The following is a 21,367-nucleotide window of genomic DNA, read 5'->3' on the forward strand; positions in this document are numbered from 1 at the left end:
CATTCAAAGGGAAGAATTGGCCCGATTGGGCATAGTGAGAGGTTTATTGTTTTATGTCCCTTGGCCAAGAGCTTGCACCGCATCTTCCCTTTCTGCGCCGCTATGCGCGGGCACTGGCCGGGGAACAGCAGGCGGGCGATGCCTATGTCAAATCGACTCTGGAAACGATTGTCGAAGCGCCCCAGCAGTTTCCGCGCGATATGGGGGTGAAGCTCGGCCTCTACCGCACATTTCAGGCGATATGGGCCTCGACCAGTGAAGACGGCGCGCAGGATAACAAGGAGCCGAGCAGCGATCTGCGCGAACATGTGACACGTAAGCGGCTGGTCGCCATTCCGTCAGAAGCCCGTCAGGCGTTGTTGCTGACGGCGATGGAGGGCTTCTCCCATGCTGATACAGCGCTGCTGATGGAACGTGATGAGACCGAGATTTCCGGTTTGGTGGATGAGGCGCTGGCCGAGATTGACAAACAGATCAGCACGCGCGTTCTGATCATTGAAGATGAGCCGATAATCGCGATGGATATTGAGACGATTGTCGAGGATATGGGCCATGATGTGACGGGCATTGCCGTAACTCGCGATGAGGCGGTTGCGCTGGCTGAAAAGGATGAGCCGGGGCTTATTTTGGCGGATATTCAACTGGCCGATAACAGTTCGGGCATTGATGCGGTGGCCGATATATTGGGCTCCACCAATGTTCCGGTGGTGTTTATCACCGCATTCCCGGAGCGGCTGCTTACCGGGGAGAAGTTGGAACCGGCCTTCCTAATCACCAAACCATTTCAGCGCGATACGGTCCGCGCCGCGATTTCGCAGGCGCTGTTCTTCCATCAGGTCTGAGTTTTTAAATGCTTAAATCGTCATTGCGATGAGCGCAGCGACGCGGCAATCCAGAGCAGCACGGGACGCTCTGGATTGCTTCGCTGTGCTCGCAATGACGCGCTAGATGATAACGATCCCCAAACAAAAAGGGCGGCCCTTGGAGCCGCCCTTTTTTGTTTGTCTGATGGAATGGATCAGCGCGAATAGAATTCGACGACCAGATTGGGTTCCATCTTCACCGGATAAGGCACCTCATCCAGCGTCGGGATGCGGTTGAAGGTCACCTTGTCGGTGCCATCGGGAACGACATAATCAGGAATGTCACGCTCGGCGAGGCCCTGTGCTTCGATAACCAGCGCCATTTCCTGTGCTTTTTTGCTCAGGCCAATAACTTCGCCGACCTTGATGCGACGCGACGGGATGTTGCACTTCTCGCCATTGACGAGGATGTGACCGTGGTTGACGATCTGGCGCGCGGCAAAGATCGTCGGTGCGAATTTGGCGCGATAGACGATCATGTCGAGACGCTGCTCAAGAATGCCGATCAGATTCTGGCTGGTATCGCCTTTCATTTTGGCAGCTTCACCATAGGCGCGGCGGAACTGCTTCTCGGTCACGTCGCCATAATAGCCTTTCAGCTTCTGCTTGGCGCGCAGCTGCAGGCCAAAGTCGGACAGCTTGCTCTTGCGACGCTGACCATGCTGGCCGGGGCCATATTCACGACGGTTAACCGGGGATTTGGGGCGACCCCAAATGTTCTCGCCCATGCGGCGATCAAGTTTATATTTAGCGGACGTGCGCTTTGACATGCTTCATGCTCCAATTTGCTACTATGTTCCCGGAACGCACCGCCAGATCAGGGCTTTTCGGGCCTATATCTGGCGCGGCTGCCGCTTCACCGGGGTGCGGAGCCAATTGCGAAGCGCGGCCTATGACCGAGAATAAGGGCAATGTCAATGTTGCTCTGGGCTAAATATAGGCTGGCCATGCCCTGCGATTATCGTTAGCGCTGCCACGCAACGGAATGACCACACTACAAGAAATCCGCCGGAAGATTTATGAGCAAAGACATCCGCGATCCCGAACAGTGCGAAACCATGGCCGATGTGCGCGCCGGGGTGGATGCGCTTGATGCCGAGCTGGTTGATTTGCTGACCCGGCGTTTTGGCTATATGTCTGCTGCAGCGCGGATCAAAACCGACCGCGAAACCGTGCGCGATGAGACGCGCAAGGCGGAGGTGATCGCCAATGCCAAGGCACGTGCATTGGAAAACGGTGTTCCGGTGGCGCTGATAGAAGATTTCTGGGAGCGGCTGGTCGAGGCGTCGATCGCCTATGAATTTGAGAAATGGGATAAACTGCGAAGCTAAATAGTCCTCCCCGCTTGCGGGGAGGTGGCAGCGCGAAGCGCTGACGGAGGGGGATATCCGCTTGCGTTTTGCCAGATGGCCCACCCCCTCCACCAGCTTCGCTGGTCCCCCTCCCCGTAAACGGGGAGGAAGGGGTCAATCCCTCGGCACACGCTCCAGATGCTTCAATACACCGCGCATGGTCCGCACCTGTCCGCTATTCCATCCGGGCTGGGTGAGCAGCGTGCGGAGCGTTCTTTGTGTTGCCGGAATACGGTCCTCCGGGAAGAAATAGCCGCGCTTGTCGAGCATTTCGAACAGATGCTCTATCATGCCTTCCAGCTCTTCTTGCGGTGCCGGTGTCATGCTCTCAGCTTCATCATCGCCGCGTGTTGGCTGTGCCAGAGTCCGGGTTCCCGGCTCAGTGCGTGACCAGGCATAGGCGACCAAGATCACCGCCTGTGCCAGATTGAGCGAGCCGAATTCGGGATTGATCGGAATGGTGATGATCGAGCGCGAGAGGGCGACATCATCGGTTTCCAGCCCCGAGCGTTCTGGTCCGAACAACACCGCACTGCGCCCCGTTTCGCTAGCCATAGCTGCGGCGGCCTGTTCCGCGTCGAGCACCGGCTTGGTAACGCCGCGCTTGCGTACCGTAGTGGCGAAGACATGCGAACAATCGGCGACCGCATCGGCGACGGTTTCATGCACCGTTGCATCGGCCAATATCTGATCCGCGCCCGAAGCCGCCGGGCCGGCGTCGGGATTGGGCCAGCCATCGCGCGGCGCGACAAGTCGCATTTCGGTCAGACCGAAGTTGAGCATGGCGCGCGCGGCCTTGCCGATATTCTCGCCCAATTGCGGCCGAACAAGCACCATGATCGGGGCATTTTTACCCGCACTCACGTCCATATCGCTCATGCCTGACCGACATCTTTCACATTGGCGGCAAATTCTTCAAAATCGCGTGCTTCATTGAAATCGCGATAGACGCTGGCAAAGCGGATATAGGCAACGCTGTCGAGCTGGCGCAGGCCGTCCATCACCATCTCGCCAATTTTCTGTGACGGGATTTCGGATTCGCCGCTGGTTTCCAACTGGCGCTGAATGCTCGAAACCAGCTGGTCAATACGCTCCGGACCGACATCGCGTTTGCGGCAGGCCAGGGTGATGGAATTCTCCAGCTTGGTGCGATCAAATGGTTCGCGCCGCTCGGCGCTTTTGACGATCATGATCTCGCGCAGCTGGATGCGCTCAAAGGTGGTAAAGCGCGCGCCGCAATTCTCGCACTGGCGGCGGCGACGCGTCGCATTGCCATCTTCTGTGGGACGGCTGTCCTTTACTTGGCTGTTTTCATGACCGCAAAAAGGACAGCGCATAGAGGCGGGCTACTTCTTCTTGGCGGTGCTTCCAGAAGTCTTGCGGGTACCGGTTGATTTTGCCGCTTTGGGCTTTTCCTCAACAGGCTTTTTCGCAGGCGCTTTGGGTGTGTCACCGCCGGATGACAATTTCTGTGCCTGCCGATAGGCGACAATGCCCGCGCCTGCAATAGCCCCGGTGGCAAGGCCGACAACTGGCAGCACCGCGCCTGCAACCGCGCCGATAGCGGCGCCGCTGGCGATCTTCTTGCCATTGGCGCTTTTGACGCCTTCCCAGGCATCCTTGCCCGCGCCGAGCAATTCATCGGCGGCTTCAGAGAAATAATGCTTGCTCTGCTCAAAAAAGCCGTCATCCGCCGCCGCGCTCATCGGTGCGCCGCAATTGGTGCAATATTTGATGCCGGCTTCCACGGTCGCACCACATGCGGTGCATTGTTCAAAATCCATCTGTCTATCCTTGTGGCTATCCCTTGCCCAAAAGATATGAAGGTGAGAAGCTTATTTTTTCTTTTTCTCTTCTTCCTCTTCCTGTTTTTTCGATATGTGGCGATAGGCGACGACGCCGGCGCCGATCGCGGCACCTGCGGCCACGCCCACCGGCGCAATCAAACCAGCCGCCGCGCCCAATGCCGCGCCGCCGGCCAGCTTCTTGGCCGAATCCATATCGGTAATGTGTTTGCCGTGCTTATAGGTTTCCTTGGCCGCATCTTTGGTTGCGCCCCAAAGTTCCTCGGCCGCTTCACCGACATAATGTTTGGTCTGCTCGACAATACTTTCGGCGTGGATCTGCTCCGGCGTCTTCGCGCCGCAATGCGGGCAGAATTTCATGCCGTCTTCCAGCTCCGCGCTGCAATTGTTGCAGGTCTGTGCCATGTTTACGCTCCTTCACTGTGTATTATCGTGATAATACGCTGAAAAGTCAACTCCGTCTGTCGAAGCGGGAAGGGGGTATGTCGTGCCAAGTCCCTTTCTCTTCGGCAGAATATTCTCGCGCAAAGGCGCTAAGGCACCAAGGTATAGCACCAAGTTCTTAACGTCTTCGTGCCTTAGCGCCTTTGTGCGAGATAATTCGCCCCTCCCGTTGAGCTTCGCTCGCCTGCGGCCCCAGGGGAGGGGTTGGGGTGGGGGCTATCCATAAACACAGCGCAAGTGGAGGACCCCCACCCCGCTGCGACTAAGCTCCCCTTCGACAAGCTCAGTGTCACTAAGTCTCACTGCCCCTCCCCTAAAGGAGGAGGGGAGCGATAGCGGACAAACCCAACAAAAGGTGACACAAGTGACAGCCTGTCACCCTGGCCAATCAGCGGATACGTTCCCGCTATAGCATTGAGAAAGAGCCATTTTGTCTCGGAAATACCTCCGCCAGCATAGGGTGACAGTTTTCATCAATCCGCGCCAAAATCGCCGCATCAGATTAACAGATAAGAAATAGCCGGAGCGAGTTTAGCAGCGATTGAGCGCGTAGGACACATTGCCGGTTATGAGGGCCGAGTAGATTGCCATCTCAATCTCACTCCATCCCCTCCAACCGCCGCTTGGCCTCGGTTAAACCCACTTGTTTCGGCCCGGTATCCAGCGGGATAACGCGCCCTTGGGTACCATTGCCGACAGGTGGTGAGTAGACCCATATAAGCCCGCCAGTATCTCTCGCCGCCTGAGAATAGAGCTTGCGCGCGGTTTTGCGGTTCTGGCGCACGCCGCGGCCCTCTTCAAAGCGTATGCCCAGATCAAGCTGCGCCTTCTTGTCGCCTGCCTTAGCTCGACTGGCGAGCGACTGGATAGTGCGCTCTTCATCGGTGAGTGTCGGGGCGGTGAGGTCTATGCCGTAATACTCCCCGGGTGCGGCGCAGGCCGTGGCGGTGATCAACGCCAGCAATGCCGTAATGCGGCTGGCCTTGGGGAAGGGATGGGCCATGGGGCGAGGACAGGGGCTGTGTGCGGGTGCGGCAATGTGGGTGGGGGTTTGTTTACATTTACTCTGAACCTTCGGCGTGACAGGCCCACCCCTAACCTCTCCCGTAAACGGGAGGGGAATATTCTCGCGCAAAGGCGCAAAGGCGCGAAGGGGGACGGCACTCGGTGCGATCTCTTTGTGCCCTAGCGTCTTTGCGCGAGTCATTATTGGCCCCTCCCCTCAAGGGGGAGGGGGAATAGTTAGCTATAAATCGGGAACCGATCGCACAATGCCTCGACGCGTGCGCGGACATCGGCTTCGACTGACGGATCGCCATCTTCGCCCTTTTCGCGCAGGCCATCGAGGACATCGGCAATCATATCGGCGATGGCGCGGAATTCTGCCGGGCCAAAGCCGCGGGTGGTGCCTGCAGGCGAACCGATGCGGATACCGCTGGTTTTGAGCGGAGGCAGGGGATCGAAAGGCACGCCATTTTTGTTGCAGGTTATGCCCGCACGCTCCAGCGCTTCATCAGCATCCTTGCCGGTGATACCCAGTGGGCGCAGGTCAACCAACGCCAGATGCGTGTCCGTGCCGCCAGCAACCAGTGCCGCGCCGCGTTCTTCCAGCCGCGCCGCCATCACCTTGGCGTTTTCGATGACGGCTGCGGAATAGCTTTTGAATTCGGGGCGTAGTGCTTCGCCAAAGGCCACGGCTTTCGCAGCGATAACATGCATAAGCGGACCGCCCTGCAGGCCGGGGAAGACGGCGCTGTTGAACTTCTTGCCCAGTGCTTCGTCATTGGTGAGGATCATGCCGCCGCGCGGGCCGCGCAGTGTTTTGTGCGTGGTGGTGGTGACGACATGCGCATGCGGCATTGGTGACGGATGATGCCCGCTGGCGACCAGACCGGCAAAGTGGGCCATATCGACCTGGAAATAGGCGTCGACCTTATCGGCGATTTCGCGGAAACGGGCAAAATCAATCTGGCGCGGATAGGCGGAACCACCGGCGATAATCAGCTGCGGCTTATGCTCCAGCGCCAGCCGCTCGACCTCGTCATAATCGATCAGATGCGTGTCCTCGCGCACGCCATATTGCACCGCGTTGAACCATTTGCCCGATTGCGCCGGTTTGGCGCCATGGGTGAGGTGGCCACCAGCATCCAGGGACATGCCGAGAATGGTATCGCCCGGCTTGATCAGCGCCAGCAGCACCGCGCCATTGGCCTGCGCGCCGGAATGCGGCTGGACATTGGCATAGGCGCAATCAAAGAGTTGCTTTGCGCGGTCGATCGCCAGCTGCTCGACACTGTCGGATGGTGCACAGCCCTGATAATAGCGGCGACCGGGATAGCCTTCGGCATATTTGTTGGTGAAGACCGAGCCTTGCGCCTCGAGGACTGCCTTGGAAACGATATTCTCCGAGGCGATCAGTTCGATCTGTTTCTGCTGGCGGGTCAGCTCTGATGCAATCGCGGCGGCGACATCCCTATCGCTGGTGCTGACACCGGATTCAAAAAATCCGTCAGGGCGGAAATCGGTTTCGGGCTGGCTGGTCATGATGGTGCTCCTTCGGGTGGTGACCCTAATTTGTCTACGCGGCGCTGGTGGCGGCCTCCGGCAAAGTCCGTGTTCAGAAAAGCGGTGAGGCAGGCCTTGGCCTGCTCTATGCCGATCAATCTTGCGCCCATGGCGATCACATTGGCGTCATTATGTTCGCGTGAGAGGCTGGCCGAGAGCGGTTCGCTCACCAATGCGCAGCGGCAGGCGGGGTTGCGGTTAACTGACATGGATATGCCAATGCCCGATCCGCACAGGGCGATGCCGAATTCCGCGTCTCCTGAAGCCACCGCATCGGCAAGTGTATAGCCATAATCGGGATAATCGACGCTGCTGTCATCGGGCGGGCCGAGATCGCTGACCTCATGCCCCTGTTCACTCAGCCAGGCGCACAATTCGGCGCGCATCGCATTGGCGGCATGGTCAGAAGAAATCGCAAGACGCATGGGGCTGGCTCCCTTGTTCAGCGGTGATGTAGTGCATCGCGCTCTGCTTCGCCAGATGCAAGCGACCGCCTGTCCACATTTATGGCGGTTAAGAGTTTGTTAGCAATTTCGCGGCTAGTTTGGGAGCATGTTAGCGATGAAGAACACGATGCTGAATGCGATAGCGCCCGAGTCTATAGCCGACGGGGTGCGGATTGCTCTGTGCATGCTGTTTTCATTAGCGCTGATTGCTGCCGGGCAAGCGCTGCCTTTCTGACCCTTGCTTAAACCAACCACGTCACCCCGGCGCAGGCCGGGGTCTAACCCGGCGTGCAAGGTAACGCGGATTTTAGATATTCTCGATAAGCGGGCTGGACCCCGGCCTGCGCCGGGGTGACGGAACCAATATTAAGCCGTGCTAGAGCGTCGCGATCTTGCGCTCGATACCCTGCCATAGTTCCCGAAATGCCAAGCTCGCCGGGTTGGATGGGGCAAAGGCACCCATGGGTGCGCGGTGTTTGGCCATTTGCTCGACCGCGCTAGTGCTGGGAATGACCGGCCAGCCGGGATGATCCTCCAGCGCTTTCAAATGCATGGCGCGGCGGCGGTCGACCATGGAATGCACCGGTAGCATCGGCGCATGTTTGCTGCCCTGCCGATCAAGATAATCGCGCACCGCCATAAAGGCGCGATAGGAGAGCGGCGAGGGAATCACCGGCACGATGATCAGATCAGCGGCGCGCAGCACCTGATCGCTGGTCTCGGTCAGGCCCGGCGGGCAATCGAGGATGATGCGGTCATAGTCTTTGGAAAGGTCGCTGATCAGTTTTTTGAGGCGCTTCTTTTTGCCGAGATCAAAAAACATCCGGTCCAGACCGCGTAGCGAGGCGTCCGCGGCCAATAAGTCGAGGCGTTTGACCGTGGATTTGCGGATCAGCTTGTCGGCATCGACGCGCTTGGAGAGGACCGCCTGCGCCTCGTCCTTAAGCTGCTTGTCCTTGCCGATCAGCCAGGTAGCCGCAGCCTGCGGATCGAGATCCCACAGCAAAGTGCGCCGTGAACTCATCTGCGCCGAGCACCAGGCAAGATTGACGGCGGTGCTGGTCTTGCCGACACCGCCTTTCAGATTATAGACCGCAATCGTGGTCATGAATGTCCTTTTCCGTGAATGTGATAAGCAAACAGCTTCTTGTAATTAATCTGTAATAATACAAAATTTGCTTAATTTCACGGCCTATTGATTGGCGGTGGTGTTTTCTATCGCATCTTCGCTCGCTGCTGCATTGTCTTCGGCATCGTCATCGGCGTTGTTTCTTCCGGTCCATGCTTCACGCGCGGTTTCTGCGGCACCGCCCATAATCCCCGCCGGTGTTCGCGATGGCGGCATGATGTCCAGACCCTTGGCGATCAGCCATTCGCGGACATCGCCAGCGGTGCGCGCCGGGTCTTCCTCCATCGGGATATGGCCAAGATCGGAATAGATGACGAGGGTGCTGTCGGGCAGCTTCTCGTCAAACCATTGCGCCGACTCCACCGGGATCAGCGTGTCCTGCGCGCCCCAAAGGACCAGCGACGGCGCGGTGATATTGGCAATCTGGTCTGAATCGCGCTTGCGTGCCGGATCGCCGGTGCCGGGGTTGAACATCGCCTCGCGGTTGCCGGGATAGCGGAGCAGGTGCCAATAGCGGTCAATCTGTTCATCGGTAATCGCGTCCGGTTCGGCGACCGATCCTTTGAGCGTTTCGGCGATAATGCTGCGCGGGGTCATCACACCCAATATCGGCTTGAGCGCATCGCTCTGTACCAGGCGGAAGCCTATGGGCAGGGTGGCATCATCCGGCTGCGGCGCGCCAGAAGGGTCAACCAAGATCAACGCGCGTACCGCTTCGGGATGATCAAGCGTGTGATGCCAAGCAATGCGGCCACCCATCGAATTCCCGGCGACAATATAGCTCTCGACACCAAGATTCTGCATCAGCATATGCACCATATCCGACTGCGCGGCGGCGCTATAGTCGTTGGCGACATGCGGGCCGGTCAGGCCATGGCCGGCATGGTCGTAACGGATAACCCGGTAATCGCCCTCCAGCGCTTCGGCCCAGCCGTCCCATGTGTGCAGCGATGCGCCCGAGCCGTGCATCAGCAGCAGCACCGGCGCGTCACGCGGCCCGGTATCGCGCACATGCACCGTCTGGCCATTGGGCAGCGCGATGAACTGCGATGGCTCACCGCCATATTCGGCGCGCAGCTCGGCCACATCGCGATCCGGCGCATAGGCCCATATGCCGACGCCGATAATTGCAACGATAAGGAGCAGGGCCAGCCATTTGAGAATTCTGAGCATGGTATTTTCTCGTTCCCCATCTTGTCGCCCCCGCGCAGGCGGGGGCAGGGCTGAATTTTTTATCGCACAAAGCCACAAAGGCACGAAGGTGGATTTTTTCTTTAAGACTCTTTGTGTCTTTGTGGCTTAGTGTGCACTAAAAAGCCGTGGCCCCGCCTTCGCTGGGCCGACGTGGTTGGTATCTCTTAGAGTATCTCGAGAACGACATCCTGTGGCCTGCACAAGCGAACACCTTTTTCGGTCTCGACCAGAGGGCGCTCTATCAGGATCGGTTCTTTGGCCATGGCGTCCAGTATCGCATCTCCCGATACACCCTCCGCAGTCAGGCCCAGCTCTTCCGCCGGAGAGCCACGCACCCGCAAGCCCTCGCGCGGTGTGATTCCGGCGTCTGTGTAAAGCTGCGCCAACTTCTCGCGTGTCGGTGGGTCTTTCAGATATTGTACGACCGTCAGCTCAACATCCGGCTGTTCCTCCAGAATAGCCAATGTCTTGCGCGATGTACCGCATTTCGGATTGTGCCAGATCGTGGCTTTCATATCTTGCTCCCCTATATCCATTCTGGGCTTTGTTTATGCTGCCACGGCAGGCCATGCAACGGGGGAATCGGTTATTCGGTCGGTTCGTTCTGTGTGGGCGCTGGTGCGGTGAGGGAAGGCACGGCTTCAGCCGCATCTGCAGGCGAGATTCCCGGCGGCGGCGCGGCGGAGATGCGCTCCTCGCGCCGTGCGACACGCGCAGCGCGCTTGATCGCCTCGCGCAGCCGCGGATAGACGCCGCAGCGGCAGATATTCTGAATCGCCTCGTCAATATCTGCGTCCGATGGCCGGTCATTGCGCCGGAGCAGCGCCGATGCAGCCATAACGATGCCAGGGGTGCAGAAGCCGCATTGAATCGCCTGTTCCGCGACCATCGCCTGCTGCACCGGATGACTGCGATCGCGGCTCAAGGCCTCAATGGTGGTAACAAACCGCCCCTCGACTTCGGCCAAAGTCACCAGACAGGAACGGATTGCGGTGCCGTCAATATCGACGATGCACGCGCCGCAATCGCCATTGCCACAGCCATATTTGGTGCCGGTCAGATTGGACGCATCGCGAAGCGCCCAGAGCAACGGCGTCTCCGGGTCCATGCGATATTCGACCGGGCGGTCATTGACGGTGAGTTTGGTCATTGATGCACTTACTTTACCGTTAGGGCTGAGCTTGTCGAAGCCCGCCTCTCAAGTGGAGAAACGCCCTTCGACAGGCTCAGGGCTAACGGTGTAGTAGCCAGTAATTGCGAAGATCAATCCCGCCAGCTGGTATCGATCTTGTCCACCAGCCGTACCATCGCCGCGAAATCGGGCGCGCCCGGGCCGCCGGGGAGCTGCACCTGGCTGAGGTCGCGTTGGTGCACGTCGATGACGTCCTGCGGCACCGTGATCGGCTTGCCCATGCTCAAAGTGGCAAGCTGGATTTCGCAGGCGCGTTGCAGCGCCCAATAGGTGATAAACGCCTCGGGCAGGGTGCGGCCCAGCACGACAGGCCCGTGGTTCTTCAGCATCAATATCCGTTTGTCGCCCAGCGCTGCGGCGAGGCGTGGTCCTTCTTCTTCGCGCACCGTCACGCCCTCAAAATCATGATAGGCAATCTGGCCAATAAAGTTGCAGGCATAGAAGTTCACCGGCTGCAATCCGCCTTCCAAAGCGCTGACCGCCATGGTCTCGGTGGTGTGGGTGTGGATGATGCAGTGCATATCGGGCAGTTCCTTGTGGAACATGCTGTGCTGGACAAAGCCCGCCTTGTTGACCGGATAGAGCGAGCCATCCAGCGTCTCACCTTCGGAATTGATCTTGACCAGATTGGAGGCACAAACTTCCGAGAAGTGCAGGCCATAGGGATTGATCAGAAAGGCATCATCCTCGCCCGGCACTTTCAGCGTGATATGGTTATAGATCATCTCCGACCACCCCATCATGTCAAAGACGCGGTAGCAGGAGGCGAGCAGTTTGCGCGCCTCGCGCTCATCGGTGGACATTTCGGTGGTGGGCTTGATTGCTGTGGCCATGGCGAACTCTCCATTATCGCGTGTGCTGGTAAATTATTGCGGCGGACTCTAGAACAAGCATCAGAGCGCGGCAACCATATCCAGCCTTACGATAGGCGCTAAATCCAGCGACTTTCCGGCACTCAGGGTGGAAAAGGCTTGAAAAATGCCTATATTGCTGTAAGCCGCGCCGCTTACGGACCGCTGCTCGTCATGCGGGCTGTTTGTGATTCGCTTAATCCAATGCCGCTTTTTGGCGATATACAGCGAATTGCGCACAAACATGATTTTGATTTTGCCATCGCCGAGGTGCATCGCCCCGGCATAAAGATATTTTGACCGGAGTTGATTGAGCTTATGCAAATTACTGTTCGCGATAACAATGTTGACCAGGCGCTGCGCGCGCTGAAAAAGAAGCTGCAGCGTGAAGGCGTGTATCGCGAGATGAAGCTCCGTCGCCATTATGAAAAACCCTCGGAAAAGCGTGCGCGCGAAAAAGCCGCCGCTGTCCGCCGCGCCCGCAAGATGGAGCGCAAGCGCATGGAGCGTGACGGTACGAAATAAGGGCGATGGCGCCTTGAAGTTTGAGAGAGGGCGGCTTTTGCCGCCCTTTTTCGTGCGCGCTGCAATCCTCCTCTGCTATTTTTGTCTTGATTGCCACGCCCGCCTGCCCGAAAAGGCGCGCGCAATATCCATCTGAGTGAAAGACATCGCCCATGTCGGTAACCCGTGTACCCCTTCAACCGATCGCCAAAGGCTCGCTGACCAAATTATGGGTCGGTGTGATTATTGTCTTGCTGCTTGGCGCTGGTCTGGCTTGGGCTGGCACGGCGTCGGTGCGCAATATGATCAACACCACCGAAAATGGCGTGAAGATCATTACCCTGGCCGATGGTGAAGCGGGCGTTTCTCCATCCAGCGGTGATATTGCCGCAGTCAGCTATGTCGGCCAGTTGCTCGATGGAACAGTGTTTGATGCCAATGAGCAGGCGGCATTCTCGCTCGCGGGCCCGAATGATCCACCGACGCCGCCAATGTTCCCGACGATTATTCCCGGCCTGCGCGAAGCTATGCTGACCATGGAAAAAGGTGGCCGCTACCGGGTGATTATCCCGTCTGATCAGGCCTATGGCGACCAGCCAAAGGGCGATATCCCGGCCAATTCTGACCTGCAGTTCGAGATTGAGCTGCGCGATTTTCGCTCGATGGCCGAGCTTGAAGCCGAGTTCCGCGCGATGCAGCAGCAACAGCAGCAATTGCCTCCGGGCGTCGGTGGCCCGCCTCCTGGTGCCGGTGGCCCGGTTCAGCCGCTTCCGGGACAGTAAGGGCTATTTTGACTGAACAAGACCGTTAGCCCTGAGCTTGTCGGAGTCGGAGACGGTGCGCAGCACCAACGGCGTTTCTCTACTTGAGAAGCGGGCTTCGACGGGCTCAGCCCTAGCGGTTTGGTTTTGATCATAATTGTGACGTGTCTTAATGCCTAACCCAAAGCGCGCTCTATCGCTTCTGCCAGCATTTCCGGTTCTGTTACGCTGGGCCAGTGCGATGCACCTTTCAGCAGGATGCGCTTCATATCGCTCTTATCAAGCCAGTCTAATGTGGCTGTTGGGCAGTTATCGGGATTGTAGACATAGGTCACATCAGCCGAAGCCATAAGCGCGTCTCCGGGATGGTTGTGTTTTGAGAATGCCTTGGCATCGCACCCCAATTGCCACAGCGCATCAGGGTCGGCTTTTGCAACCTCATCACGATAGCGCGCGATGACGGGCCGGGTTTGCGCCAAGCCGTCAAGCTTGGCTGCTATAGCGACCTGGACCTCTTCGGGAGAATCATAATCCGCAGCCAGGCCGGAGAAATAGGCATCTTCTGCGGTGAGATTGCCCTCAAGCGAGATAATATTCTCAAGCGGGCAGTCTGGTGTGCGCGCGGCGAGCGAGGCGATGATGGAGGCGACCGAATGGGCAATGATGGTATCCGCGCTGGTCTCCCGAGCCTTTTGAGCGACAAAACCGGCCAGCGCAGCCAGGCTTGTCTCTTCCGCCAATGGCGGTGCGCCAAAACCCGGCAGATCGAGCGGGATCAGCTTATGATCCTGTGCCAAGGCTGTTCCGGCAAGGCCGTCATACATGCTGGCATTATCGCCAAATCCGGCAATGGCGAGTATGGTGTGGCGCTGGCTTTTGTTGTTCACCCGGTTTCTTCCGAGCCTCTATTATAGACTCCGCGTTCAAGCGCGATTTTGATGATGGCGACAATTGGATCGGCCAGCGCCAGCCCGACAATGCCGAACAGCGCGCCGAACAGAAGCTGCGCGCCGAGCACCAGCGCCGGGGCGAGATCGACGGTCTTTTTGGCGACCATTGGCACGATGACATAGCCGTCAATCACCTGCACAAAGATATAGACGCCAACGGCAAACAGCCCGGTCTCAAATCCGGCTGAAAAACCGACGAGAATAATCAAGCCGCCCGAGACAATCGCGCCGATATTGGGCAGGAATGCGAGGAGGCCGGTGAGCAGGCCGAGCAGGCCCGCCATTGGTACGCCGCCCATCCACAGCAATATCCAGGTGCCAAAGCCTTCGACCGCCATGCCGAGCAGACGCCCGGCCAGCAGGCGGCGCATGGTAAAACCGATGGCATCGAGCGTGCCATAGAAATGGTCGCGGCTTTTCAGTGGGATCATCCATGCCAATCCGCGCTCATACAGCTTGGGCTCAATCGCAATAAAGATGCCGAGCACACACATCAGTACGAAGCTGGCGATAGCGCCAAAGACCGAGGTGACGGCGGCGGTAAACTGGCCGATGCGACTGGCAATCTCGCTGCCCAGTTCTTTCAGGTCTTCCGGCGTTGCGGTGATGCCGACACTGGTCGCCCATCTGCCCAGTTCGTCAAGCTGCTGCTCGACAATAGCCTGCAGGCTCGCCGCCTGCTGTATCAATTGCGAGCCAGTGAAATAGAATGTCCAGCCGATAAAGCCGGTAACCAGCAGCAGCACGATGGTCAGGCGCAGGCTCCTGGCAATCGGCAGAACCCGGCCCAGCAGCCGGGTGCCACCATCAAGCATGATCGCGACGATCAGGCCGCCGACAATCAGCAGCAGCGGCGAGGCAAGAATGACGATCAGCGCCAACAGCGCCGCCATTCCCAGCCAGACAGCGGCTTTCTTGACCTCATTGCGTGCGACTGGATCGCTGAAATCGGTAGGGCCGGGTTTTTCTATCCTGTCATTCTGGCTGTCTGCCATTTTCTGCTCTATCTATTTTCATCGTCGGCCCCGCGCAGGCGGGGCCAGGGCTAGTCTTAAATCTCGCACAAAGGCACGAAGGCACAAAGAACACTGTTCTATGAGACTGGAACTTTGCGCATTTGTAGCTTTGTGTGCACTAAATTTAGCCTTGGCCCCGCCTGCGCGGGGCCGACGAAATACAAGGTTCCGATTATAGATAAACGAAAAATCTTGGCAAGTTGAGCCTATTCCGCCTTGCGTTGCGGGCGCAGGCTTTTGCCGGCGCGATCACCGCGCAGCGCGCCATACCATGTTAGGGGGCTATAGGTTGCTTTGCCATCGAGCGAGTACATGATGAACTCGGCGCGGCCGCCAACATTTTCCAGCGGCACCGGACCGCCCAGCCCCTGGCCAACGATCGGGAAGCGGCTGTCAGCGCTATTGTCGCGATTGTCACCCATGAGGAAGACATGGCCTTCGGGAATGGTAACCGGACCGAAAAAGTCCGCGCCCTGATCCGGTGCGGCATCAATAATCACATATTGCGCCCCATTGGGCAGGGTTTCCTGCTTGATCGGCAGGTCGCAATATTCCTTGCCATCGGCACCGCGCATCTTGGCACCGGGATAGCTCAATTCGCTGCAGGGCAGGGTGCTATCCACCGGCAGCACCAGATTGGGCTGCACTTCCTGCGGCACAGGCACATCATTGAGGATGATCTGGCCATCGCGCACCGCCAATGTGTCGCCGGGCAGGCCGACGACGCGTTTGATATAGTCCTGCTTCACCCCCGGTGGCGCGACAATGACGATATCGCCATATTCCGGATCGCGGCCAAAAAGCTTGCCGGGAAATTCGGGTAGTATGTGGAAAGAGGCCGAGACCCAGGACCAGCCATAGGGATATTTGCTGACGATCAGCCGGTCACCGACGAGCAGATTGGGGATCATCGATCCGGTGGGGATATAGAACGGTTTGGCAATAATGCTGTGCACCGTCAGCACCGCGAGCAACAGCACCAACAGCCCGCGAATTTCCTGCCACCAGTTGATCGGCTCTTTGCTTTTCTCTTTCGCCATAGTGCTTTGCAACTGTTCCTGCATAATGTCCCGGCTCACCAGATCCTCACCTTAGGCGGCGCTGATCGGCAGCGCCTCAATAATCACAAATGCCTGTGCCCATGGGTGATCATCGGTGAGCGTGAGATGAATGGCGGCGCTATAGCCTGCGGGAATCATGCTGTCGAGCCGCTGTTTCGCGCCTCCGGTGAGCGCCAGTGTCGGCGCGCCGGAACGGGCATTGATGACCCCGATATCGCGCATATAGACGCCGCGTTTAAAGCCGGTGCCGACGGCTTTGGAAAAAGCCTCTTTGGCGGCGAAGCGCTTGGCATAAGTGCCCGCCCGCGTATAGGGCCGCCGCGCCGCCTTGGCGCGCTCGACCTCGGTGAAAACACGGGTTTCAAAGCGCTCGCCAAAACGGTCGAGTGAGCTTTGGATGCGATCGATATTGCAGAGGTCAGAGCCAAGGCCGATGATCATGAAAATATCCTCCCCGGCACGGGGAGGGGAACCGTCGAAGACGGTGGAGGGGCACAGGCCGCATATTGCGATGTTTCCTGATTGACCCCGTTACCATACTCGCCACAGCGGATTGCGCTTTGCCGCATAACCTTGCTCCATGCCGAGGGTGCCCCTCCACCATGTTGCGCATGGTCCCCCTCCCCGTGCCGGGGAGGATATTTGGGGCCAATACTCATAACGCCTTCCTCACCAAGGCAATCAATAGGAACATCACCAGCCAGTGCAGCGCAATCTGTGTCGTGACCAGCTGGTGCGAAAAGCGCCATTCTGCGGATTGTAGCATCATCCAATAGCCAACAATCTGGATCACCGGCCAGGCTATGCCAAAGGTCACCAGCACCTGATTGCTCAGCGCCAAGCCGAGTACGAATATGCTGACGAGAAACGGGATCGCCGCCAGCGCCATCATCAGCCTATCGCGTGTTGTCGGTTTGGGCGGCGTCTCGCTCACCGCGCTTCGTCCATCAAAGCGCGCATGCGGCGGATGCTTTCTTCAAGGCCGATAAATATCGCCTCGCTGACCAGATAATGGCCGATATTGAGCTCGGCGATCTGGGGAATGGCGGCGATAGGCTGGACATTGTCAAAGGTCAGGCCATGGCCGGCATGGGGTTCAATGCCGTTTTTCGCGGCCAGCGCGGCGGCATCGCTGATGCGGCGCAATTCTTCGGTTGCCAGCGCATCTTCACCATCAAGCATATGATGTGCATAACGCCCGGTATGAAACTCGACCACCGGGGCCTTGAGCTGGATGGCCGCCTCAATCTGGCGTGGATCAGGTTCGATAAACAGGCTGACCCGGATGCCCGCCTCGCTTAGACGCGAGACTATCGGAGCGAGGTGGTTATGCTGTCCGGCAGCATCCAGACCGCCTTCGGTGGTCCGCTCCTCGCGCTTTTCCGGGACTATACAGGCGGCATGCGGCTCATGGCGCAGCGCGATTTCCAGCATCTCGTCGGTGGCCGCCATCTCCAGATTGAGCGGCAGGTCGGTGGCGTCCATGATCCGCTGCAAATCACCATCGCGGATATGGCGGCGGTCCTCACGCAAATGCGCGGTAATGCCGTCACCGCCGACACGCGAAACGATTTCCGCCGCGCGCACCGGATCGGGATGATCTCCACCGCGCGCATTGCGGATGGTGGCGACATGGTCGATATTTACGCCGAGACGGAGGGGGTTAGCCATTAATTCTTCCGGCTACCCGGCTTGATCGCTTCAATTTCTGCCAGTTCGGCAGGCAATTCATCCTCGGCATAGCTGGGGAAGTTGAAGCCGATCAGCGGGAAGAACGGCACGTCAAAGCTGACTTCGCCGCCCGAACGATCCACCAGAGAGGCCGCTGCAATGGTTTCGCCGCCTTCTTCGGCAATCGCTTTCATCGCCTCGCGTGAGGATTGGCCGGTGGTCACTACATCCTCGACCATCAGCACCTTTTGTCCCGGCTCCAGCGCAAAGCCGCGGCGTAGATGGAAGGTGCCTTCCGGGCGTTCGAGAAACATCGCCACTTTGTCCAGCGCGCGCCCGGCTTCATGGCCGATAATCACGCCGCCCATGGCCGGGGACACCACCACATCAATCGCATTGCGAAGCTCGCGCGGAATTTTTGCAACCATTGCGGTGGCAAGTCTTCCGGCGCGCATCGGGTCCATCAAAACGCGCGCGCATTGCAGATAATGTGCGCTGTGCCGCCCTGATGAGAGAAGAAAATGGCCTTCCAGCAATGCTTTGCTGGCACGAAACTCGGCCAGAATTTCCTCTTCGGTCATAAAAATATCATCCTTTACGTAGCGTATTTTGGTCGTGGCGCGTCATTTGGGGAGGCGACGCAATCACGCAAGTGCAAAAATATCCCTAGATTGGCTTGAGACTGGCGGCAACCCTGCGTATAAGCCGCGCCATATTCCCGGCTGGTGTGACCCTATATTGCGCCCGCTAAGGCCGGAATCTAGTACAGAGGAATACATGCAGTTTGTCACGAACACGCTTCGCAAAGCATCGGCTCCAGCCGCTGTTGCGGGCCTCATACCGGTAACCGCTCTGGCCCAGGAGGCCGCCCCTGAAACCGCAGATGGTGTAACCCCGCCCGCAGCAGAAGCGCCTGCAGCGGCTGATTCGGCAGCACCAGTTGCCGAGGCTGGAACCGAAGCCGCGACCGAAGCGGCTGGCTCATATACCCCGATGGCCCCGACTGAGGGTGTTGGCATGCCGGTTGATGGCGGTATCGATTTCCAGCAGCAGTTCAGCGAAATTGGTGAAAGAGCCTATTTCCTTGATACCTATATCCTGTTGCCGGTGATTACGGTTATCTCGCTGTTCGTTCTCGGGCTGCTGCTCTGGGTGATTGTGCGTTACCGCGCTGCGGCCAATCCCAATCCGTCCAAAACCAGCCATAACACCACGATTGAGGTGGTGTGGACGCTGGTTCCGGCGCTGATACTGATCGGCATTGCCTTCCCGTCGCTCAGCCTGTTGGCCAAGCAATATGAGACTGCGCCTGCCGATGCCGTCACCGTCAAAGTGACCGGCTATCAATGGTATTGGGGGTACACCTATCCCGATAATGGCGGTTTTGAGGTTATCTCCAACATGATGGACGAGGACACGGCCAAAGAGCGTGGCGAGCCTTATCAGCTCGCTGTGGACAATCGCATGGTCATTCCTGCCGGTGAACCGGTCAAGGTCATCACCACCGCTGCCGATGTGATTCACAGCTTCGCCGTCCCGTCCGTCTGGTTCAAGCTCGACGCGGTTCCGGGCCGTCTCAATGAGAAGGTGATGCAGATTGACAAGCCTGGCGTATATTATGGCCAGTGTTCGGAACTTTGTGGGGCCCGGCATGGTTTCATGCCTATAGCCGTTGAGGCGCTGCCGCGTGATGAGTGGGAGCAATGGGTATTGTCGCAGGGCGGCACGGTTGGCGAAGAAGAAGTTGCCGACGCGCCCGCTGCCGAGCCGGAAGCGCCCGCTGAGGGTGAAGAAGCAGCAGAAGCGGTAGAGACCGCTGCGCTGACCAATTGAGTTTGCCAAGTTTGAGTTTGATCAAGGGTATTTGAGTTATGACAACGATTGCAGCCGATGCTGGCGTAATGGACGCGCATGATGATCATGCTGATCACAAGCCGGGCTTCTTTGCCCGCTGGTTCCTTTCGACAAACCACAAAGATATTGGCACGCTCTATCTGATCTTCGCGATTGTCGCGGGTATCATTGGCGGCGCGATTTCCGGCCTGATGCGGATGGAACTGGCGTCTCCAGGAATCGATTATCTCGGCGATTGGGCCACTGCTTTGCAAGGCGCGGAGGCCACACGCGATGAGGCTTTGCACCTGTGGAACGTGCTGATCACCGCGCACGGCCTGATCATGGTGTTCTTCATGGTGATGCCGGCGATGATTGGCGGCTTTGGTAACTGGTTCGTGCCGATCATGATCGGCGCACCGGACATGGCCTTCCCCCGCATGAACAATATCAGCTTCTGGCTGCTGATCCCTGCTTTCCTGCTGCTGCTCGGGTCAACCTTCGTTCCCGGCGGTACCGGGCTGGGCGCGGGCACGGGCTGGACGGTCTATGCACCGCTCTCGACCAGCGGCTCGGTTGGTCCGGCTGTGGATATGGCGATCCTGTCACTCCACCTTGCGGGTGCATCGTCGATCCTCGGCGCGATTAACTTTATCACCACCATCTTCAACATGCGTGCACCGGGCATGACGCTCACCAAAATGCCGCTGTTCGTATGGTCGGTGCTGATCACTGCATTCCTGCTATTGCTGGCGCTGCCGGTTCTTGCGGCGGCGATTACCATGCTGCTGACCGACCGTAACTTCGGCACCGCGTTCTTTAACGCTGCCGGTGGTGGTGATCCGGTACTGTATCAGCATCTGTTCTGGTTCTTCGGTCACCCTGAAGTGTACATCATGATCCTGCCTGGTTTCGGCATGATCAGCCACATCGTCTCGACCTTTTCCAACAAGCCGGTCTTTGGCTATCTGGGTATGGCCTATGCCATGGTCATCATCGGTGTTGTCGGCTTTATCGTCTGGGCGCACCACATGTTCACCGTTGGTCTCACCGTGAACATGAAGATGTACTTCACCGCTGCGACCATGGTGATCGCGGTGCCGACCGGCATCAAGATTTTCAGCTGGATCGCCACCATGTGGGGCGGCTCGCTGAGCTTCAAGACACCGATGGTCTGGGCGCTGGGCTTTATCTTCCTGTTCACCGTTGGCGGTGTGACCGGTGTTGTCCTCGCCAATGGCGGCGTCGATGATAACTTGCACGACACCTATTATGTTGTCGCTCACTTCCACTATGTGTTGTCGCTGGGTGCGGTGTTCGCCATCTTTGCCGGTTTCTATTACTGGTTCCCGAAGATGAGCGGTCGTCATTATAGCGAGTTGCTTGGCCACCTTCATTTCTGGGTGTTCTTTATCGGGGTGAACATCATCTTCTTCCCGCAGCACTTCCTCGGCCGTCAGGGTATGCCGCGTCGCTATCCCGATTATCCGGAAGCCTATAGCTATTGGAATGAAATCTCGTCCTATGGCTATGCGATCATGGCCGCTGGCACGCTGATCTTCTTCGTCAATATCGGCTATGCGCTGATGGCGGGTCGTCGGGCCGAAGGCAATTACTGGGGCGAAGGCGCGACCACGCTGGAATGGACACTCTCCAGCCCACCGCCTTTCCACCAGTTCGAGACTTTGCCGAAAATTAAATAAGGCAGGTCGCGATTTGAAAAACCGGCT

At 58.1% G+C, this 21,367-nt stretch carries 27 protein-coding genes; 7 read left to right on the forward strand and 20 right to left on the reverse strand.

All coding sequences use genetic code 11. From position 1 onward, the window contains the following. Positions 1–53: 53 nt before the first annotated feature. The gene (locus tag RB602_RS04480; RefSeq protein WP_317083337.1) at positions 54–842 is read left to right on the forward strand and encodes a response regulator; all 789 of its coding nucleotides are present in this window, start codon (positions 54–56) and stop codon (positions 840–842) included. Positions 843–1,018: 176 nt separating this feature from the next. Here the strand turns inward: RB602_RS04480 and rpsD are convergent, their stop codons facing one another. After that, positions 1,019–1,633 (reverse strand): 30S ribosomal protein S4, encoded by a 615-nt coding sequence (gene rpsD, locus RB602_RS04485; protein ID WP_317083339.1) that lies wholly within the window; start codon positions 1,631–1,633, stop codon positions 1,019–1,021. A gap of 249 nt (positions 1,634–1,882) precedes the next feature. Between rpsD and RB602_RS04490 the strand changes: the two genes are divergently transcribed. Then, on the forward strand, positions 1,883–2,194 hold the full coding sequence (locus tag RB602_RS04490; RefSeq protein ID WP_317083341.1) for a chorismate mutase: 312 nt from the start codon (positions 1,883–1,885) through the stop codon (positions 2,192–2,194). 135 nt (positions 2,195–2,329) lie between these two features. Here RB602_RS04490 and RB602_RS04495 read toward each other — a convergent pair whose 3' ends face one another. The 12 genes from RB602_RS04495 to RB602_RS04550 form a co-directional block, all read right to left on the reverse strand. Then, complete coding sequence (locus RB602_RS04495) at positions 2,330–3,094, reverse strand: RNA methyltransferase (protein ID WP_317083343.1); 765 nt, start codon at positions 3,092–3,094, stop codon at positions 2,330–2,332. Beyond that, positions 3,091–3,552: a transcriptional regulator NrdR gene (gene nrdR, locus RB602_RS04500; RefSeq protein WP_317083345.1), complete on the reverse strand. Its 462-nt coding sequence runs from the start codon at positions 3,550–3,552 to the stop codon at positions 3,091–3,093. The genes RB602_RS04495 and nrdR overlap by 4 nt, the downstream gene beginning before the upstream one ends. A 9-nt stretch (positions 3,553–3,561) precedes the next feature. Then, a complete protein-coding gene (locus tag RB602_RS04505; protein ID WP_317083347.1) occupies positions 3,562–3,999 on the reverse strand; it encodes a zinc-ribbon domain-containing protein in 438 nt (145 codons plus the stop codon). Positions 4,000–4,050: 51 nt separating this feature from the next. Beyond that, complete coding sequence (locus tag RB602_RS04510) at positions 4,051–4,425, reverse strand: zinc ribbon domain-containing protein (protein WP_317083349.1); 375 nt, start codon at positions 4,423–4,425, stop codon at positions 4,051–4,053. A gap of 637 nt (positions 4,426–5,062) precedes the next feature. Next, on the reverse strand, positions 5,063–5,467 hold the full coding sequence (locus RB602_RS04515) for an SEL1-like repeat protein (protein ID WP_317083351.1): 405 nt from the start codon (positions 5,465–5,467) through the stop codon (positions 5,063–5,065). A 239-nt stretch (positions 5,468–5,706) separates the two neighbouring features. Then, positions 5,707–7,008 (reverse strand): serine hydroxymethyltransferase, encoded by a 1,302-nt coding sequence (gene glyA, locus RB602_RS04520; protein ID WP_317083352.1) that lies wholly within the window; start codon positions 7,006–7,008, stop codon positions 5,707–5,709. Next, positions 7,005–7,454 (reverse strand): ribose 5-phosphate isomerase B, encoded by a 450-nt coding sequence (rpiB, locus tag RB602_RS04525; RefSeq protein WP_317083354.1) that lies wholly within the window; start codon positions 7,452–7,454, stop codon positions 7,005–7,007. Before rpiB ends, glyA begins: the two co-directional genes overlap by 4 nt. 397 nt (positions 7,455–7,851) lie before the next feature. Next, on the reverse strand, positions 7,852–8,583 hold the full coding sequence (locus RB602_RS04530) for a ParA family protein (protein ID WP_317083356.1): 732 nt from the start codon (positions 8,581–8,583) through the stop codon (positions 7,852–7,854). Positions 8,584–8,667: 84 nt separating this feature from the next. Continuing rightward, entirely contained in the window at positions 8,668–9,777 is a 1,110-nt protein-coding gene (locus tag RB602_RS04535; RefSeq protein ID WP_317083359.1) for an alpha/beta fold hydrolase, read from the reverse strand. 185 nt (positions 9,778–9,962) lie between these two features. Further along, the gene (gene arsC / locus RB602_RS04540; RefSeq protein ID WP_317083361.1) at positions 9,963–10,313 is read right to left on the reverse strand and encodes an arsenate reductase (glutaredoxin); all 351 of its coding nucleotides are present in this window, start codon (positions 10,311–10,313) and stop codon (positions 9,963–9,965) included. Positions 10,314–10,384: 71 nt separating this feature from the next. After that, positions 10,385–10,948 (reverse strand): (2Fe-2S)-binding protein, encoded by a 564-nt coding sequence (locus tag RB602_RS04545; RefSeq protein WP_317083363.1) that lies wholly within the window; start codon positions 10,946–10,948, stop codon positions 10,385–10,387. A gap of 113 nt (positions 10,949–11,061) precedes the next feature. Next, entirely contained in the window at positions 11,062–11,823 is a 762-nt protein-coding gene (locus RB602_RS04550; RefSeq protein ID WP_317083365.1) for a class II aldolase/adducin family protein, read from the reverse strand. Positions 11,824–11,961: 138 nt separating this feature from the next. Here RB602_RS04550 and RB602_RS04555 point away from each other — a divergent pair, with 138 nt between their 5' ends. The 3 genes from RB602_RS04555 to RB602_RS04565 all read left to right on the forward strand — a co-directional run bounded on the left by RB602_RS04555 (position 11,962) and on the right by RB602_RS04565 (position 13,127). Further along, positions 11,962–12,141: a hypothetical protein gene (locus RB602_RS04555; RefSeq protein ID WP_317083367.1), complete on the forward strand. Its 180-nt coding sequence runs from the start codon at positions 11,962–11,964 to the stop codon at positions 12,139–12,141. An 18-nt stretch (positions 12,142–12,159) separates the two neighbouring features. Then, entirely contained in the window at positions 12,160–12,366 is a 207-nt protein-coding gene (gene rpsU / locus RB602_RS04560) for a 30S ribosomal protein S21 (RefSeq protein ID WP_317083369.1), read from the forward strand. Between the two features lie 152 nt (positions 12,367–12,518). Further along, positions 12,519–13,127 carry an FKBP-type peptidyl-prolyl cis-trans isomerase gene (locus RB602_RS04565; protein ID WP_317083372.1) on the forward strand — a complete coding sequence of 203 codons (609 nt, stop codon included), beginning with the start codon at positions 12,519–12,521 and terminating at the stop codon, positions 13,125–13,127. A gap of 155 nt (positions 13,128–13,282) precedes the next feature. Here the strand turns inward: RB602_RS04565 and RB602_RS04570 are convergent, their stop codons facing one another. From RB602_RS04570 to pyrE, 7 genes are all read right to left on the reverse strand, one after another. Beyond that, positions 13,283–13,993, reverse strand: a complete 711-nt coding sequence (locus tag RB602_RS04570; protein ID WP_317083373.1) for an alpha/beta fold hydrolase — start codon at positions 13,991–13,993, stop codon at positions 13,283–13,285. Further along, positions 13,990–15,051 (reverse strand): AI-2E family transporter, encoded by a 1,062-nt coding sequence (locus tag RB602_RS04575; protein WP_317083375.1) that lies wholly within the window; start codon positions 15,049–15,051, stop codon positions 13,990–13,992. Before RB602_RS04575 ends, RB602_RS04570 begins: the two co-directional genes overlap by 4 nt. Positions 15,052–15,278: 227 nt before the next feature. Continuing rightward, complete coding sequence (lepB, locus tag RB602_RS04580; RefSeq protein ID WP_406568406.1) at positions 15,279–16,136, reverse strand: signal peptidase I; 858 nt, start codon at positions 16,134–16,136, stop codon at positions 15,279–15,281. A 27-nt stretch (positions 16,137–16,163) separates the two neighbouring features. After that, positions 16,164–16,574, reverse strand: coding sequence for a holo-ACP synthase (gene acpS, locus RB602_RS04585; protein ID WP_317083378.1), 411 nt, complete (start codon positions 16,572–16,574; stop codon positions 16,164–16,166). 214 nt (positions 16,575–16,788) lie between these two features. Beyond that, positions 16,789–17,067: a hypothetical protein gene (locus RB602_RS04590; RefSeq protein WP_317083380.1), complete on the reverse strand. Its 279-nt coding sequence runs from the start codon at positions 17,065–17,067 to the stop codon at positions 16,789–16,791. Continuing rightward, on the reverse strand, positions 17,064–17,804 hold the full coding sequence (locus RB602_RS04595; RefSeq protein WP_317083382.1) for a pyridoxine 5'-phosphate synthase: 741 nt from the start codon (positions 17,802–17,804) through the stop codon (positions 17,064–17,066). The genes RB602_RS04590 and RB602_RS04595 overlap by 4 nt, the downstream gene beginning before the upstream one ends. Continuing rightward, positions 17,804–18,385 carry an orotate phosphoribosyltransferase gene (gene pyrE, locus RB602_RS04600; RefSeq protein ID WP_317083384.1) on the reverse strand — a complete coding sequence of 194 codons (582 nt, stop codon included), beginning with the start codon at positions 18,383–18,385 and terminating at the stop codon, positions 17,804–17,806. Before pyrE ends, RB602_RS04595 begins: the two co-directional genes overlap by 1 nt. Positions 18,386–18,581: 196 nt before the next feature. Between pyrE and coxB the strand changes: the two genes are divergently transcribed. After that, complete coding sequence (gene coxB, locus RB602_RS04605) at positions 18,582–19,637, forward strand: cytochrome c oxidase subunit II (RefSeq protein WP_317083386.1); 1,056 nt, start codon at positions 18,582–18,584, stop codon at positions 19,635–19,637. A 38-nt stretch (positions 19,638–19,675) separates the two neighbouring features. Next, complete coding sequence (ctaD, locus tag RB602_RS04610; protein ID WP_317083388.1) at positions 19,676–21,340, forward strand: cytochrome c oxidase subunit I; 1,665 nt, start codon at positions 19,676–19,678, stop codon at positions 21,338–21,340. Positions 21,341–21,367: the final 27 nt, after the last annotated feature.

It is taken from the genome of Parasphingorhabdus sp. SCSIO 66989, assembly GCF_032852305.1.
Lineage (GTDB): Bacteria > Pseudomonadota > Alphaproteobacteria > Sphingomonadales > Sphingomonadaceae > Alterisphingorhabdus > Alterisphingorhabdus coralli.